Origin of the sequence: Bradyrhizobium glycinis (assembly GCF_016031655.1) — a bacterium.
GTDB lineage: Bacteria > Pseudomonadota > Alphaproteobacteria > Rhizobiales > Xanthobacteraceae > Bradyrhizobium > Bradyrhizobium glycinis.
Map to the genome: position 1 here is coordinate 91,354 of NZ_JACCHQ010000002.1, position 14,202 is coordinate 105,555.

Annotated in this window: 13 protein-coding genes; 8 read left to right on the forward strand and 5 right to left on the reverse strand. The window is 65.4% G+C overall.

The genetic code is table 11. The features are described from left to right. Positions 1-179: 179 nt before the first annotated feature. Positions 180-1,253, reverse strand: coding sequence for a tartrate dehydrogenase (locus HZZ16_RS04750; protein ID WP_197947359.1), 1,074 nt, complete (start codon positions 1,251-1,253; stop codon positions 180-182). A 153-nt stretch (positions 1,254-1,406) separates the two neighbouring features. On the opposite strand from HZZ16_RS04750, the gene HZZ16_RS04755 reads away from it, so the two are divergent. Together HZZ16_RS04755 and HZZ16_RS04760 are read left to right on the forward strand one after the other, a co-directional pair. Then, a complete protein-coding gene (locus tag HZZ16_RS04755) occupies positions 1,407-2,183 on the forward strand; it encodes an SDR family oxidoreductase (protein ID WP_197947360.1) in 777 nt (258 codons plus the stop codon). A 117-nt stretch (positions 2,184-2,300) separates the two neighbouring features. After that, complete coding sequence (locus HZZ16_RS04760; protein ID WP_197947361.1) at positions 2,301-3,719, forward strand: amidase; 1,419 nt, start codon at positions 2,301-2,303, stop codon at positions 3,717-3,719. Positions 3,720-3,859: 140 nt separating this feature from the next. Here HZZ16_RS04760 and HZZ16_RS04765 read toward each other — a convergent pair whose 3' ends face one another. The 3 genes from HZZ16_RS04765 to HZZ16_RS04775 form a co-directional block, all read right to left on the reverse strand. Further along, positions 3,860-5,296 carry an extracellular catalytic domain type 2 short-chain-length polyhydroxyalkanoate depolymerase gene (locus HZZ16_RS04765; protein WP_197947362.1) on the reverse strand — a complete coding sequence of 479 codons (1,437 nt, stop codon included), beginning with the start codon at positions 5,294-5,296 and terminating at the stop codon, positions 3,860-3,862. Between the two features lie 100 nt (positions 5,297-5,396). Further along, a complete protein-coding gene (locus HZZ16_RS04770; RefSeq protein ID WP_197947363.1) occupies positions 5,397-6,506 on the reverse strand; it encodes an amino acid ABC transporter permease in 1,110 nt (369 codons plus the stop codon). 2 nt (positions 6,507-6,508) lie between these two features. After that, on the reverse strand, positions 6,509-7,693 hold the full coding sequence (locus tag HZZ16_RS04775) for an amino acid ABC transporter permease (protein ID WP_197947364.1): 1,185 nt from the start codon (positions 7,691-7,693) through the stop codon (positions 6,509-6,511). An 87-nt stretch (positions 7,694-7,780) separates the two neighbouring features. Between HZZ16_RS04775 and HZZ16_RS04780 the strand changes: the two genes are divergently transcribed. The 4 genes from HZZ16_RS04780 (at position 7,781) to HZZ16_RS04795 (ending at position 11,825) form a co-directional block, all read left to right on the forward strand. Beyond that, positions 7,781-8,653, forward strand: a complete 873-nt coding sequence (locus tag HZZ16_RS04780) for a MurR/RpiR family transcriptional regulator (protein ID WP_197947365.1) — start codon at positions 7,781-7,783, stop codon at positions 8,651-8,653. Between the two features lie 3 nt (positions 8,654-8,656). Next, complete coding sequence (locus HZZ16_RS04785; RefSeq protein ID WP_197947366.1) at positions 8,657-10,006, forward strand: aspartate aminotransferase family protein; 1,350 nt, start codon at positions 8,657-8,659, stop codon at positions 10,004-10,006. A 12-nt stretch (positions 10,007-10,018) separates the two neighbouring features. Continuing rightward, the gene (locus HZZ16_RS04790; RefSeq protein ID WP_197947367.1) at positions 10,019-11,029 is read left to right on the forward strand and encodes an amino acid ABC transporter substrate-binding protein; all 1,011 of its coding nucleotides are present in this window, start codon (positions 10,019-10,021) and stop codon (positions 11,027-11,029) included. Between the two features lie 145 nt (positions 11,030-11,174). Further along, on the forward strand, positions 11,175-11,825 hold the full coding sequence (locus HZZ16_RS04795; protein WP_197947368.1) for an aspartate/glutamate racemase family protein: 651 nt from the start codon (positions 11,175-11,177) through the stop codon (positions 11,823-11,825). Positions 11,826-11,915: 90 nt separating this feature from the next. On the opposite strand, the gene HZZ16_RS04800 is transcribed toward HZZ16_RS04795, so the two are convergent. Next, positions 11,916-12,569, reverse strand: coding sequence for a TetR/AcrR family transcriptional regulator (locus tag HZZ16_RS04800; RefSeq protein WP_197947369.1), 654 nt, complete (start codon positions 12,567-12,569; stop codon positions 11,916-11,918). A 138-nt stretch (positions 12,570-12,707) separates the two neighbouring features. Here HZZ16_RS04800 and HZZ16_RS04805 point away from each other — a divergent pair, with 138 nt between their 5' ends. Both HZZ16_RS04805 and HZZ16_RS04810 read left to right on the forward strand, forming a co-directional pair. After that, entirely contained in the window at positions 12,708-12,917 is a 210-nt protein-coding gene (locus HZZ16_RS04805) for a ferredoxin (RefSeq protein WP_018648108.1), read from the forward strand. Between the two features lie 57 nt (positions 12,918-12,974). Further along, positions 12,975-14,198 carry a cytochrome P450 gene (locus tag HZZ16_RS04810; RefSeq protein WP_197947370.1) on the forward strand — a complete coding sequence of 408 codons (1,224 nt, stop codon included), beginning with the start codon at positions 12,975-12,977 and terminating at the stop codon, positions 14,196-14,198. Positions 14,199-14,202: the final 4 nt, after the last annotated feature.

The following is a 14,202-nucleotide window of genomic DNA, read 5'->3' on the forward strand; positions in this document are numbered from 1 at the left end:
AGCGCTGATCCGGGAGCCATAGCCACAGGGAGCGTTTTGGCGAAGACTCGGACTTACCCGCGAACGCTACGATTACTGCCTGTGGTTATGGGTCCCGGATCTGCGCGCGCTTTTGGCGCTTGTCCGCGACGACCACAGAGTTTGCCGTGATGGCGGAGCCTAGCTCTCGCAAGTCCGCCTTAGTCTACCATATCCGCAACCGCCTTGCCGCAGGCCGTCGTGTCGGCATTGCCGCCGAGATCCTTGGTACGCAGCGTGCGTTCGGCGAGCGTGCGCTCGATCGCCTCGACGATCGATTTGCCGGCTTCCTTCTCGCCGAGATGCTCGAACATCATCGCGCCGGACCAGATCATGCCGATCGGGTTGGCGATGCCCTGGCCTGCGATGTCGGGCGCCGAGCCGTGCACCGGCTCGAACACGGATGGGAAATCACCCTCGGGGTTGATGTTGCCGGACGGAGCGATGCCGATCGTGCCGGTGCAGGCCGGGCCGAGGTCGGAGAGGATGTCGCCGAACAGGTTGGAGCCGACCACGACGTCGAACCAGTCCGGATGCAGCACGAAGTTCGCCGTGAGAATGTCGATGTGGTACTTGTCCCACTTCACGCCCGGATACTTCTTGGCCATCGCCTCCACGCGCTCGTCCCAGTAGGGCATGGTGATCGAAATGCCGTTGGACTTGGTCGCCGAGGTCAGGTGCTTCTTCGGCCGCGACTGCGCAAGCTCGAACGCGAACTTCAAGATGCGGTCGACGCCCGTGCGGGTCATCACCGTCTGCTGCGTCACGAATTCGCGGTCGGTGTCCGGGAACATGCGGCCGCCCACGGACGAATATTCGCCTTCGGTGTTTTCGCGCACCACCCAGAAATCGATGTCGCCGGGCTTGCGACCCGCCAGCGGCGACGGCACGCCGGGCATCAACCGCACCGGGCGCAGGTTCACGTATTGGTCGAACTCGCGGCGGAACTTGATCAGCGAGCCCCACAGCGAGACGTGGTCCGGGATCTTGGCCGGCCAGCCGACCGCACCGAAATAGATCGCATCGTGCTTGCCGATCTTCTCCTTCCAGTCGTCCGGCATCATCTGGCCGTGCTTCTCGTAATAGTCGTAAGACGAGAAGTCGAAATGGTCGAAATGCAGCGATACGTTGTGCTTCTTCGCCGCCGCCTCCAAAACGCGCATGCCCTCCGGCATCACCTCCTTGCCGATGCCGTCGCCGGGAATGACCGCAATCCGGTATTGTTTCTTGCTCATCGAGAACGTCCTTGGTTGGTCCGGCAGTCGCCGCCTTCTGACGCCACTGCAATGGACCAAACGCGGCGGCAGTGCAACGCTGCACTGCAATGTTGACCATGGCGCGGGTGAGCGCCTACTGATTTGATCCTGTTCCGACGAACGAGTACCCCCATGGACCTGCATCTGCGCGGCAAGCGCGTCCTGATCACCGGCGCGTCCAAGGGCATTGGCGCAGCCGCCGCCGAGGCGTTCGCCGAGGAAGGCGCGCATCTCCTCCTCGCGGCGCGCAGCGGCGATCAGCTCAAGGCGCTGGCCGACCGCCTGCGCACCGCGCACCAGATCGACGCCGCAACTAGCATCGTCGATCTGCGCAAGGAGGACGACGTGGCCCGGTTGGCGAAGGAAGCCGCCGACATCGACGTCCTCGTCAACAACGCCGGCGACATTCCCGGCGGCCCGATCGACAAGATCGACGAGGCAACCTGGCGGCACGCCTGGGAATTGAAGGTGTTCGGCTACATCAACCTGACGCGGTACATCTACGCGCAGATGAAGGCCAGGGGTGGCGGCGTCATCGTCAACGACATCGGCGCGGCCGGCGAGAAGTTCGACGCCAACTACATCTGCGGCAGCGCCGGCAATGCCGCGCTGATGGCGTTCACACGTGCGCTCGGCGGCAAGAGCCTCGCCGACAACATCCGCGTGGTCGGCATCAATCCCGGCCCCGTCGGCACCGACCGCCACGTCACCCTGCTGAAGACGCGGGCCAGGCATCAGTTCGGCGACGAGAGCCGCTACAAGGAATTCCAGAAGAGCCTGCCGCTCGGGCGCCCTGCGCATGCGCGCGAGATCGGCGACCTCATGGCGTTCCTGGCGTCGGATCGCGCCGGCTATACGTCGGGCGTGATCTATACGGTCGACGGCGGCATCAGCGCGGGCTGGGGTTGATTCTATCCTCGTCATTGCGAGCGCAGCGAAGCAATCCAGGAATGTATCCGCAGTTGGCGGTCTGGATTGCTTCGCTGCGCTCGCAATGACGACACAATAAGCACAGGAGTAAAACAGTTGTCCCAAGACCTGATCCGCGAAACCGCCTGCACCGTCGTCGACAAGCTGCGCTCCGGCGATGTCTCGCCGCTCGAGCTCCTGGACGTGCTGGAGAAGCGCATCACGGAGGTCGACGGCAAGGTCAACGCGCTGCCGATTCTGTGCTTCGATCGCGCGCGGGAGAGCGCGAAGACCCTGATGCAGAAGCCGGCCGGTGCGCGCGGACTGCTCGCCGGACTGCCGGTGCCGATCAAGGATCTGACCGACGTTGCGGGGGTGTTGAACACGCAGGGCTCACCGATCTTCAAGGACAACATCCCCGCGAAATCCGACCTCATGGTCGAGAATCTCGAGGCCAACGGCGCGGTCGTCTACGCCAAGTCGAACACGCCGGAATTCGGCGCAGGTGCCAACACCTTCAACGAGGTGTTCGGCGCGACGCTCAATCCCTGGGATACGAGGAAATCGGCCGCGGGCTCCTCCGGCGGCGCGGCGGTGGCGCTTGCGACCGGCATGGCCTGGCTCGCCCAGGGCTCCGACATGGGCGGGTCGTTGCGCAGCCCCGCGGCCTTCTGCGGCGTCGTCGGCATGCGGCCGAGCATCGGCCGCGTCGCGCATACCCCCAAGTCCGGCATCGATCGCAATCTCGGCGTGGTCGGCCCGATGGCGCGCAACGTCGAGGATCTCACGCTGCTGCTGGACGCCATGAGCGGCGACTATGCCGACGATCCGCTGTCGCTGCCAGCTCCCGCAACCTCGTTCCTGTCGGCGGCCCAGGCGGGCAAGAGGCCGAAGCGCATCGCCTATTCGCCCGATCTCGGCATCACCCCGGTCGACCCCGAAGTGAAGGCGATCACCCGCAACGCCGCCGAACGTTTCGCCGAAGCCGGCGCCATCGTCGAGGAGGCGCATCCGGATTGGCGCGAGGCGCATGACTGCTTCCACGTGCTGCGCGCCTTCGATTTCGCGATCACCAAGGCCAATCTGCTGCGCACCAAGCGCGATTTGCTCAAGCCCGAGGTGATCTGGAACATCGAGGAAGGCCTCAAGCTCACGGTCGAGCAGCTCGCGCGCGCCGAGGCGCAGCGCGTGGGCATGACGGCGCGGGCGGTCGAGTTCTTCAAGAGCTACGATCTGTTGCTGACGCCGACCACGATCGTTCCACCGTTCCCGATCGAGCATCGCTATGTCGCCGAATGCTCCGGCAAGCGGTTCGACAATTACGTCGAGTGGCTCGGCATCGTCTACGCCATCACGCTGGCCTGCTGCCCGTCTCTCTCCCTGCCCTGCGGCTTCACGGCGTCGGGCCTGCCGGTTGGCGTGCAGGTCGTCGGCGCCCCGCGCGCCGACGCGCAGGTGATCGCCGGCGCCAAGGTGCTGGAGGATATTCTCGGCCTGCGCAGCACGACGCCGATCGATCCGAAGGTGAAGGACTAGCCTCACTCTCGTGCCCCGGACGCAGCGCAGCGCTATCCCGGCGATGCGAAGCATCGTCCGGTCAGCGTTGCGCTGCAGTGCCCGGGTCCCGTCGCACCCTGCCAGTCATCGCGCGGCAGGCAGAACGGTTGCTCGGTTCGCTATTTGACGATCGGGCAGGAGCCGGGATCATCGCAGCGAGGAGGCGTCGGTCGCGTGGTGCCGGTCGCCTCGTCGGAGCTCGGGCCTACTTCCCCGTTCAGAATGACCGAGATACGCCATCGATATGTTGTTTGCGGCGTCAGACCGGAATCCCCAAAGCTCGCTCCTGTCACGTCGCCAATCGCCTGGAACGCACCATCTGGCCCCGCCCGCGAAACCCGGTAGGTTGTTCCGTCGCCTCCTGGAGACCAGGCCAGGTCAGCGCCGGTATCCGACGTATCGATCACGGTGAGCGACTGCGGTGCCGATAGCGAGGGCCCGGTCGCGACGGCGGGCGCCGCGACAGCGGCCGTGAGCGCATCCAGCATCGCTTTGATCGCCTTGATTTGCGATCCGGACTTCGTCACGTAGCTATCCTGATGGTTGACGTAGCTCCACCAATCCCAACAGGCCTGCGGATTGCTTGGCCAGTATGGGCTGGTCTTGGTCTGCGGATAGAGAATGATCAGGTGGTTTGTGTCCGCCCACTCATTGTAGCCGGCCTCATCCACGAATCTGCGTCCGATATCAGCGACGTCCTGCTTGCATCCGTGGAGCGCGATATGGACGCGACACGGACTGCCCTGCTCGCAATCCCGAGGTACGAACACATAGCCGGTATCGCCCATGCTCAGCGCGTCGGGCAGATGCGGCGTGGTATAGATCGATTGATCAAAGCTCTTCACCGAACCCGCAAGTTGCGCGGGACTGGGCGGATTCAGGCGGCCGTAAATATGCTGCAGGATGACGCCGGCCTGGTCATAGCCGCATTGGTCGATATAGGGCGCCGTGTTGGCCTTGCAGTCGTTGAGCCCGGGTGCGCCCTGTTTCGCCACGACGAACGAGTGGCCCGCGCCGAGCGTGGCCTGATAGAACAAGTTGGCGCGATTGGCATCCCCCAGATAATGGCGATAGAAATCGGCGGCCGCATCGGTCGCCGCCTTGTCGACGACAGCGTCATTGTAGCCGTGAAAGAGATAGATCTTCTGCCTGCCGACATTGCTGAGCGGGTCGATCTCGCCCGCTGCGGCCTTCGCGTCGGCCTTTGCCGTAAAATCCTTCGGATTCAGATCCGACGCCGGCCCTTTCATGCATGCACCCGTGGCTCGCCAGATCGGCCCCCAATACCAGGTGGCGGCGTCGAACGCGTCCGCCTTCGCGCACCAGTAAGGGCCGCCTGCGACCACGCCGACGCCCTTGATCACCGACGACCACGCCGTGCCGAACTGAACGGCCATGAACGCGCCCGACGAAATTCCCGAAATCGAACTCTCACCGATCGGTGCGCGATAGCGCCGTAACCCCTCGGCCGCACACGATGACACGCCGAGAGTGGTTGTGAAGATCAGGACGCAGATCTGGGCGGCGGTGAATTGCCGCAAAACGGCCACGCGCATGACAGCCTCGCCAAATCGACCGCAGGAGCAACCTCTGGTATTAGAGATCAAGATCGGCAATCGATGCAAGCGCAAACAAGCGGCGCCAAACGAGGGACCGTCACTTCGGCGTTGTCGGCGCCTCCAAGCTGCGACTGTAGCGCGACATCGCGAAACAGAAGAGAAAGTAGATCGCGGCAACGAAGATGTAGACCTCGACGGAAAATTGCTGCCAAGCTGGATCGATGATCGCGGTCTTAGCCGTCGTCAGCAGGTCGAAGATGCCGATGATCAGCACCAGGCTGGTGTCCTTGAAGAAGGCGATGAAGGTGTTGACCAGCGGCGGGATGACGTGGCGGATCGCCTGCGGCAGGACGATCAGCCGGTGCTTGCGCCAGTAGGACAGGCCGAGCGCGTCGGCGGCTTCATATTGCCCGCGCGGCACGGCCTGAAGCCCGCCGCGGATCACCTCGGCGAGGTAGGCACCGGCGAACAGGATGATCGCGATCTGTGCGCGCAGCAGCTTGTCGATGTTGAATCCGGCCGGCATGAACAGCGGAAACATCACGCTGGCCATGAACAGCAGGCTCACCAGCGGCACGCCACGGATCAGCTCGACATAGAGCACGCTGAGCGAGCGGATCGCCGGCAGCTTCGAGCGCCGGCCGAGCGCGACCAGGATGCCGAGTGGAAAGCCGAAGGCGAGACCGAACGTCGCCAGGATCAGCGTCACCGGCAAGCCGCCCCAGCGATCCTGCGAGACGAAGGACAGGCCGAGCACGCCGCCCCACATCAGCGCGCTGATCAGCGCCAGTGCACCGATCCAGAGATAGACCAGCTCGCGCCGCCATAGCGCGCGGCGGGTCGAGAGGTAATACAGCGCGATGAACAGCACGACCGACAGCGCCGGCCGCCACTGCTCGTCGAACGGATAGGTGCCGAACAGGATGAAGCGGTACTTCTCGGGGATGACAGCCCAGCAGGCGCCGAGGCCGCGCGCGGCGCGACAGGCGCTGGAATCGCTCGTGGGCGTCAGCCAGACCGCATTGGCGATGCCCCATTGCACGAAGCTGAAGATGCCCTTGGCAAGCAGCACCAGCAACAGGACCGTGATAATCCCATTCGCGATCGAGGAGAACAGGTTCTTGCGCAGCCAGTGCAGCACCGGATTGCCCATCTGCGGTCGGCGAGCGGCGCGGGGTGCATCGGGGATGTCCGTGATTGCGGTCATGATCAGCGCTCCACCAGCGCGATGCGCGCATTGTACCAGTTCATGAAGAAGCTGATGGAGAGGCTGATGGTCAGGAACACCGCCATGATCAGCGCGATCGCCTCGATGGCCTGCCCGGTCTGATTCAGCGTGGTGTTGGCGACCGAGACCACGTCCTGGTAGCCGATCGCGACCGCGAGCGAGGAGTTCTTGGTGAGGTTGAGATACTGGCTCGTCATCGGCGGCACGATCACGCGCAGCGCCTGCGGCAGGATGATCTGCCGCAGCATGAAGCTACGGCGCAGGCCGAGTGCGTTGGCGGCATCCCATTGCCCGCGCGGCACCGACTGGATGCCGCTGCGCACGATCTCGGCGATGAAGGCCGAGGTGTAGGTCACCAGTGCGATCAGCAGCGCGAAATATTCCGGCGCGAGCGTCAGCCCGCCGACGAAGTTGAAGCCGCGCAGCTGCGGCCGCTCGATGGTCCAGGACACGCCGAGCGCCAGCGAGACCGCCACCGGCACCACGATGATAAGGCCGAGCGCAAACGGCCAGGCCGGCCGGGGCTTGCCGTCGCGCATCTGCTGCGCGACCAGCCATCGCCGGACGAGGTAGAACAGCGCGCAGCCCAACACCGCGGTGCCGAGCACCGCGAGCTGCGGCGGGCCGAACGGGATCGCCGGCAGGATCAGGCCGCGATTGGACAGGAACACACCCTCGACGGGCCGCCACGCGGCGCGCGCGGCCGGCAGCGCCTGCATCAGCACGTACCAGAACAGCAGCTGGAGCAGCAGCGGGATGTCGCGGAGCGTTTCGACATAGACCGCGGCAAGCCGCGACAGCAACCAATTGGCCGACAGGCGCGAGATGCCGACCAGCGTGCCCAGGATCGTCGCGAGCACGATGCCGATCACGGCGACGCGCAGGGTGTTGGCGACGCCGACGACGAAGGCCCAAAGATAACTATCCCTCGGATTGTAGGCGAGCAGACTGTCGGCGATCGGCATGCCGGCCTCGCGGCCGAGAAAGGCGAAGCCGGTGGTGATGCGGCGGGCCGAGAGATTGGTGACGGTGTTGGACCAGAGGAAGGCGATCACTGCGACCGCGATTCCGACCACCAGGACCTGCCAGAACAGGCCCTTCAATTCGTTGCGCCCGAGCGCGAAGATGCGGCGACGCGGCGGCGGTCTGGGATGATCGGCGGTCACAGCACAAAAATCCTTCTTCGATGCAGCGATTTCCGGCGGCGCACGTCAACTGTTGCACCAAACCCAGATTTATGCAACAAATGTTTCATGGTCGTATCAGCGAAATCCTCGCCCCTGAGCGAACTGCGCATCGCATTGCCATCGCTCCCCCTGCGCTTGCAGGAGGTCGGCCGTTTCGTCGCCGCCAACGACTACGACGCCACCACGCGCTCGATGCGCGATCTCGCGGCGGAAGCCGGCGCTGATCCCGCCGCGTTCACGCGGCTTGCGAAAGCGATCGGCTATTCCGGATGGGACGAGCTGCGTGCGGCGCTGACCGAGGCGCGGCGGCCGTCGCAGACCGCGCCCTTCTCCGGCCGGACAAGAGGTCGCCGTCACGGGCCGAACGCCGATGTTACGCTCGTCATCGACAAGCTCGAGGCCGAGGCCGCCGGCCTTCCGCGCATCCCGGCACAGCCGATCGCGGAAGCGGCGCGCGCGCTGCACGAGGCCAAGCGGATCTGGATCGCGGGCTATCGCAGCTGCCGCAGCGTCGCGGAGCTCCTGAATTACGAGCTGCGCTTGTTCCGGCCCGAACAGGTGCAACTCGTCGGTACGTCCGGGCCCGACGACCTCGATCTCGGCGCGTTCCGGCCTGGCGAAGCCGTCATCGTCATCGGCTTCCTGCCTTACACCCATGCGAGCGTCCGCGTCGCCCAGGCCGCCCATCGCAGCGGCGCGACGCTGATCGCGATCGCCGACAGCCTCGCGGCACCGATGGCCGAGGGCGCCGACCATGTGCTGCTGTTCGAAGCAGCATCCTCGCCTGGCTTTTTCCCCAGCCTCACGGGCGCGATCGCGATCGCGCAGTCGCTCGCGGCGGTCACGTTCTCGCTCGGCGGCGCCGCCGCGAAGAAGCGTCTGGAAAATACCGAGGCGCGGCTCACTGCCGCCTCCACCTACGTCTCGGAGAAAGGTTGACCCATGAGCACTCGCACCAGCCGCGTGCTGCATCGCTCGGTGCGCGAAACGCCGCCCAAGGCGATCGGCGGCGAGGGAGTTTATCTCTTCGCCGAGGACGGGCGGCGGATCATCGATGCCTCCGGCGGCGCGGCGGTGTCCTGCCTCGGCCACCAGCATCCGCGCGTGATCGCGGCGATGGCCAAGCAGGCATCGACGCTGGCTTATGCCCACACCGCCTTTTTCTCTTCCGAGCCGGCCGAAGCGCTGGCCGAGCGGCTGGTCGGACATGAGCCGGGCGGGCTCGCCTACGCCTATTTCGTCAGCGGCGGATCGGAGGCGATCGAAGCCAGCATCAAGCTGGCGCGGCAATATTTCATCGAGCGCGGCGAGCCGCAGCGGCAACACTTCATCGCACGGCGGCAGAGCTATCACGGCAACACGCTCGGCGCGCTCGCCGCGGGCGGCAATGCCTGGCGTCGCGCGCCCTATGCGCCGCTGCTGTCGACCGCTTTCAGCCACGTCACGCCGGCGTTTGCCTATCACGAGAAGCGCGAGGGCGAGTCGGATGCGCAGTTCGTCGCGCGCCTCGCTGCCGAGCTTGACGCCGCGTTCCAACGGCTCGGCCCCGATACCGTCGCAGGCTTCCTCGCCGAGCCCGTCGTCGGTGCCACCGCCGGCGCGGTGACGGCACCGGACGGTTACTTCAAGGCGATGCGCGAGATCTGCGACCGGCACGGTGCGCTGCTCATTCTCGACGAGGTCATGTGCGGCATGGGCCGCACCGGCACGATGCATGCCTGGGAGCAGGAGGGTGTCGCCCCCGACATCCAGGCGGTCGCAAAGGGACTCGGCGGCGGCTATCAGCCGATCGGTGCGATGCTGGCAAGCGGCAAGATCATCGACACCATCCGCTCGGGCTCGGGCGCGTTCCAGCACGGCCACACCTATCTGGCACACCCCCTCGCCTGCGCCGCGGCGCTCGCGGTGCAGGATGTGATCCGCGACGACGGCCTGCTCGACCGCGTGAAAGAGCGCGGCAAGCAGCTCGAGCAGCGCCTGACGGAGCGTTTCGGCAATCACCGCCATGTCGGCGACATCAGGGGCCGCGGCTTGTTCTGGACGATCGAGCTCGTCGCCGATCGCGCTAGCCGCGCCTCGTTCGATCCGGCGCTCAAGCTTCACCAGAAGATCAAGGCGGAGGCCTTTGCCGGCGGCCTCGGTTGCTATCCGGGCGGCGGCACCGTCGATGGCGTGCGCGGCGACCATGTGCTGCTGGCACCGCCCTATATCGCCTCGGCGGACGAAATCGACCTGATCGTCGACAAGCTGGGCACGGCTGTCGACAACGTGTTGCGTAGTGTCAATCACTGAGGGGAGAGAAGTATGAGGAACGTGGTTTTCGCAGCGGGCCTGCTCGCGGCATCGACGGTGATCGCATCGGCGGCGACGCTCGATACGGTGAAGAGCCGCGGCACGCTGGTGTGCGGCGTCAGCGCCGGTTTTGCCGGCTTCTCGGCACCGGACTCGCAGGGCAATTACAAAGGTCTCGACGTCGATTATTGCCGCGCGCTGGCGGCCGGCGTGCTCGGCGATCCCACCAAGGTGCGCTACGTCTCGCTGACGGCCCAAAACCGCTTCACCGCGCTGCAATCGGGCGAGATCGACGTGCTCTACCGCAACTCGACGCAGACCTATTTGCGCGGCGTGACGCTGGGCCTGCGGCAGGGCCCGATCAACTTCTACGACGGCCAGGGTTTTGTCGTGAAGAAGGACCTCGGCGTGAAGGAGCTGAAGGACCTCAAGGGCGCCACCGTCTGCGTCGCGCAGGGTACCACGCACGAGGTCACGCTCGGCGATTACGGCCGCGCCAACGGCATCGACTGGAAGCCGCTGGTGTTCGACCGCATCGACACCATGTACCAGACCTTCTTCGGCGGCCGCTGCGATGCGATGACCCAGGATGCTTCCGCCCTCGCCGGCGCGGTGACCACGGCGGCGCCGAATGCGGCCGACTACGTCGTGCTGCCGCAGACCATCAGCAAGGAGCCGCTCGGACCCTTCACCCGCAACGGCGACGAGGTCTGGAGCGACATCATCACCTGGCTGCATTACGGCCTGATCGAGGCCGAGGAGCTCGGCGTCACGCAAGCCAATGTCGAGGAGATGACGAAGTCGCAGACGCCTGCGATCCAGCGGCTGCTGGGGGCCAGCGGCGACCTCGGCTCGCGGCTCGGGCTCGACAACAAATGGCTGGTTATGGCGATCAAGGCCGGCGGCAATTACGGCGAGATTTTCGAGCGCAATGTCGGCAAGGCGAGCCCGCTCAAGCTCGATCGCGGCATCAACGGTCTCTGGAGCAAGGGCGGCTTGATGTACGCCATTCCGTTCAAGTAAAGGTGCCCTGTGTCCCGGACGCGCTGCAACGTGCAACGCTGCTGCGCAGAGCCTGGACCCAACAGCGACAATGGGCCCCGGCTCTGCAGCGCAATACTGCGCATTGCGCTGCGTCCGGGGCACGAGACCTTCCAGGTAGTCATCAATGACGACGCCCCCTCGCATCGCCCTCATCCACGCCCTTAAGCATTCCATCGCCCCGATCGAGGCGGCGTTTGCGCAGGCGTGGCCCGAGGCGCGGCTGATGAACCTGCTTGACGACAGCCTCTCGGCGGATCTCGCCCGCGACGGGCAACTCAACGATGCCATGACCGAGCGGTTCCTCGCGCTCGGCGACTACGCGGCGGCGACGGGAGCAGATGGAATCCTGTTCACCTGCTCCGCCTTCGGCCCCTGCATCGAGGCGGTCGCGCGCGCGCATGCGCCGATGCCGGTGCTGAAGCCGAACGAGGCCATGATCGAGAGAGCGGTGACGATGGGCCAGCGCATCGGCCTGCTCTCGACCTTTCCGCCGACGCTGGCGTCGATGCCGCCCGAGTTTCCCGCTGCGATCGAGGTCGTGCCGAAGCTTGCCGAAGGCGCGCTGGCCGCGCTCGATTGCGGCGACTGCGCCACGCATGACCGGCTGATCGCCGAAGCCTCGCGGAGCTTGCGCGATTGCGACGTCATCGCGCTGGCCCAATTCAGCATCGCCGCCACGGCGCCGCTGGTCGCCGCGGCCACCGGCCGCCCGGTCGTGACCACGCCGGACAGCGCGGTCGAGAAGCTGATGGGACTGCTGAAGGCGAAGGCCTAAAGCGCGCTGCGATTAGGATGAATCGTCATCGCGCTTTAGGCTATTGTTCGAGCATGATCTGTTCGGAAAACCGCTACACACTTTTCCGGATCATGCTCTAGCGCCGGCCTTGGTCCGACGTCGCGCATCCTTGATCGCGACCGCAAGCGCAGCCTTCGTCTCGTTGACGAAATCCTCGACCAGCTCCTCGCGCGTAGCGTGCGCCGCCTCGCCGGTGAACAGGCCCTGCTCAGCCAGCATCACCACGCCGTGCAGCGCCGCCCAGATCTTGAGTGCCTGCCGTTCGCGCAAATAGCCCACGGCGGGCGCTTCCAAGGCTTCGATGACGAGCGCAAAAGTCTCCCGCGTCGCGGCGTGCAGCTCGCTGCCCTTGGCCGCGCAGGACACCGTGCGCGAGGCGAACATCAAGCGGTAGATGCCATTCTGGCGCAGACCGAAATCGAGCGTCGCCTGTGCGAGCCGCGAGAGCTTCGATTGCTTCGACGGCCTTGCCATCGCTTCGCGCAAGAGCGCCGAGAGCTGGCGGAATGCTGCCGCAGTGACGGCCGCGAGCAGCGCCTCGCGGTCGGCAAAATGCCGGTATGGCGCCGGCTGCGAAACGCCGAGCTTCTTGGCAAGCGCCTTGATGCTGATTGCCTCCGCGCCGCCCCGCTCTGCCTCGTGCAGCGCGGCCTCGATCAACGCATCGCGGAGATCGCCATGGTGGTAGGTCTTCTCGGGCTTGCGGGCTGGTCGTGAACGCATGTCGGGGCGAAGCCTATAAGTTTGCGCTTGACAGGGGAAGCCCGCCGCGAATGTAATAGCATATAACTTAAATAGAACCGAGATGAGGAAACGCGCCGCCTTCGGGCCCTCGTGCGCGCACGATCAAGGAAGCCGAATATGGCAGAGCGACTGAAGGTTCACGTCGATCCGGACAAATGCCAGGGCCATGCCCGCTGCAAGGCGCTCGCGCCGGAGCTTTTCGAGCTCGACGAATACGGCAACGCGCACGAAGCCGGCGACGGCACCGTCCCGCCGGGGCTCGAGGACAAGGCCTGGCTTGCGAAGTCCAACTGTCCGGAAATCGCAATCGATGTGATCGAGGAATAACGCGGCCGCGGCCGCCCCGCGTGCTTTCAGCGAACACGAGCCAAGGGATTCCATGCCATGTCCGATGTCGACCAGCCCGTCGCCCATCCGCCCGTGACCGACTGGGTCCATGATTTCGACCACACCGATCCGCAATGGACGGAGGACCCCTTCCCGATCTGGGACCAGCTGCGAGCCGCAAGTCCCGTGGTGCACACGAAACGCTTCCTCGGCTGCTACCTTCCGACGACCTATGAGGCCGTGCGCGAGATCGCCAACGACACCGAGCACTTCTCCTCACGCCGCATCATCGTCCGTGACGTGCGGCCGGAAATCACCAGCAGGAACGCGGCCCCGCCGATCACCTCCGATCCGCCCGAGCACAAGCCGGCCAAGCAATTGTTGCTGCCGCCCTTCACGCCGGACGCGATGAAGAAGCTCGAGCCGCGGGTCCGCGCCATCTGCAACGAGCTGATCGACGACTTCATCGCCGAGCGGAGGGTGGACGCTGCGGCGCGCTACACGAAGCACATTCCGGTTCGGGCGATCGCGCACATGCTCGGCATACCCGAGAGCGACAGCGATCTTTTCATCAATTGGATCCACATGATCCTCGAGCTCGGCATCAAGGACGAGAGCAAGCTGCTCCAGGCCGTGCAGGAGATGACGGCCTATTTCGGCGGCCACATCGAAGCGCGCAAGAACAACCCCACCGACGACCTGATCTCCTACCTGATGAACGCCAGGGACAAGAACGGCAATCCGCTCGAGGACACCCACGTGCTGGGCTCGCTGCGCCTGCTGCTGATCGCCGGCATCGACACGACCTGGAGCGCCATCGGCGCCTCGCTCTGGCATCTTGCGAAGATGCCGGCCGACCGCGAGCGGCTGATCGCCGAGCCCGGGCTGATCCCGACCGCCGTCGAGGAGCTGCTGCGCGCCTATTCGCCGGTGACGATGGCGCGCGAGGTGGTCAAGGAGACCACGGTGTCCGGCTGTCCGGTCAAGCCGGGCAACATGGTGCTGCTGTCGTTTCCGGCAGCCAACCGCGACCCCAAGATGTTTCCGGACGCTGACAAAGTCGTGATCGACCGGCGCGAGAATCGCCACGCGGCCTTCGGCCTCGGCATCCACCGCTGCGTCGGTTCCAACCTCGCGCGCATGGAAATGCAGGTGGCGCTTGAGGAATGGCTGAAGCGGATTCCCGACTTCCGGCTCGATCCGGCAGGCACGGTGACCTGGTCGCAAGGCACGGTGCGCGGCCCCCGCCAGTTGCCATTTTTGCTCGGAAAGGCGATGTAGGCCT

What these genes read in the sequence shown, in the direction of transcription:
- HZZ16_RS04790 (WP_197947367.1), top strand. Translation starts at nt 10,019, where the DNA reads ATGAGGAACGTGGTTTTCGCAGCGGGCCTGCTCGCGGCATCGACGGTG.
- HZZ16_RS04770 (WP_197947363.1), bottom strand. Translation starts at nt 6,506, where the DNA reads ATGACCGCAATCACGGACATCCCCGATGCACCCCGCGCCGCTCGCCGA.
- HZZ16_RS04765 (WP_197947362.1), bottom strand. Translation starts at nt 5,296, where the DNA reads ATGCGCGTGGCCGTTTTGCGGCAATTCACCGCCGCCCAGATCTGCGTC.
- HZZ16_RS04805 (WP_018648108.1), top strand. Translation starts at nt 12,708, where the DNA reads ATGGCAGAGCGACTGAAGGTTCACGTCGATCCGGACAAATGCCAGGGC.
- HZZ16_RS04755 (WP_197947360.1), top strand. Translation starts at nt 1,407, where the DNA reads ATGGACCTGCATCTGCGCGGCAAGCGCGTCCTGATCACCGGCGCGTCC.
- HZZ16_RS04800 (WP_197947369.1), bottom strand. Translation starts at nt 12,569, where the DNA reads ATGCGTTCACGACCAGCCCGCAAGCCCGAGAAGACCTACCACCATGGC.
- HZZ16_RS04795 (WP_197947368.1), top strand. Translation starts at nt 11,175, where the DNA reads ATGACGACGCCCCCTCGCATCGCCCTCATCCACGCCCTTAAGCATTCC.
- HZZ16_RS04750 (WP_197947359.1), bottom strand. Translation starts at nt 1,253, where the DNA reads ATGAGCAAGAAACAATACCGGATTGCGGTCATTCCCGGCGACGGCATC.
- HZZ16_RS04780 (WP_197947365.1), top strand. Translation starts at nt 7,781, where the DNA reads ATGGTCGTATCAGCGAAATCCTCGCCCCTGAGCGAACTGCGCATCGCA.
- HZZ16_RS04785 (WP_197947366.1), top strand. Translation starts at nt 8,657, where the DNA reads ATGAGCACTCGCACCAGCCGCGTGCTGCATCGCTCGGTGCGCGAAACG.
- HZZ16_RS04810 (WP_197947370.1), top strand. Translation starts at nt 12,975, where the DNA reads ATGTCCGATGTCGACCAGCCCGTCGCCCATCCGCCCGTGACCGACTGG.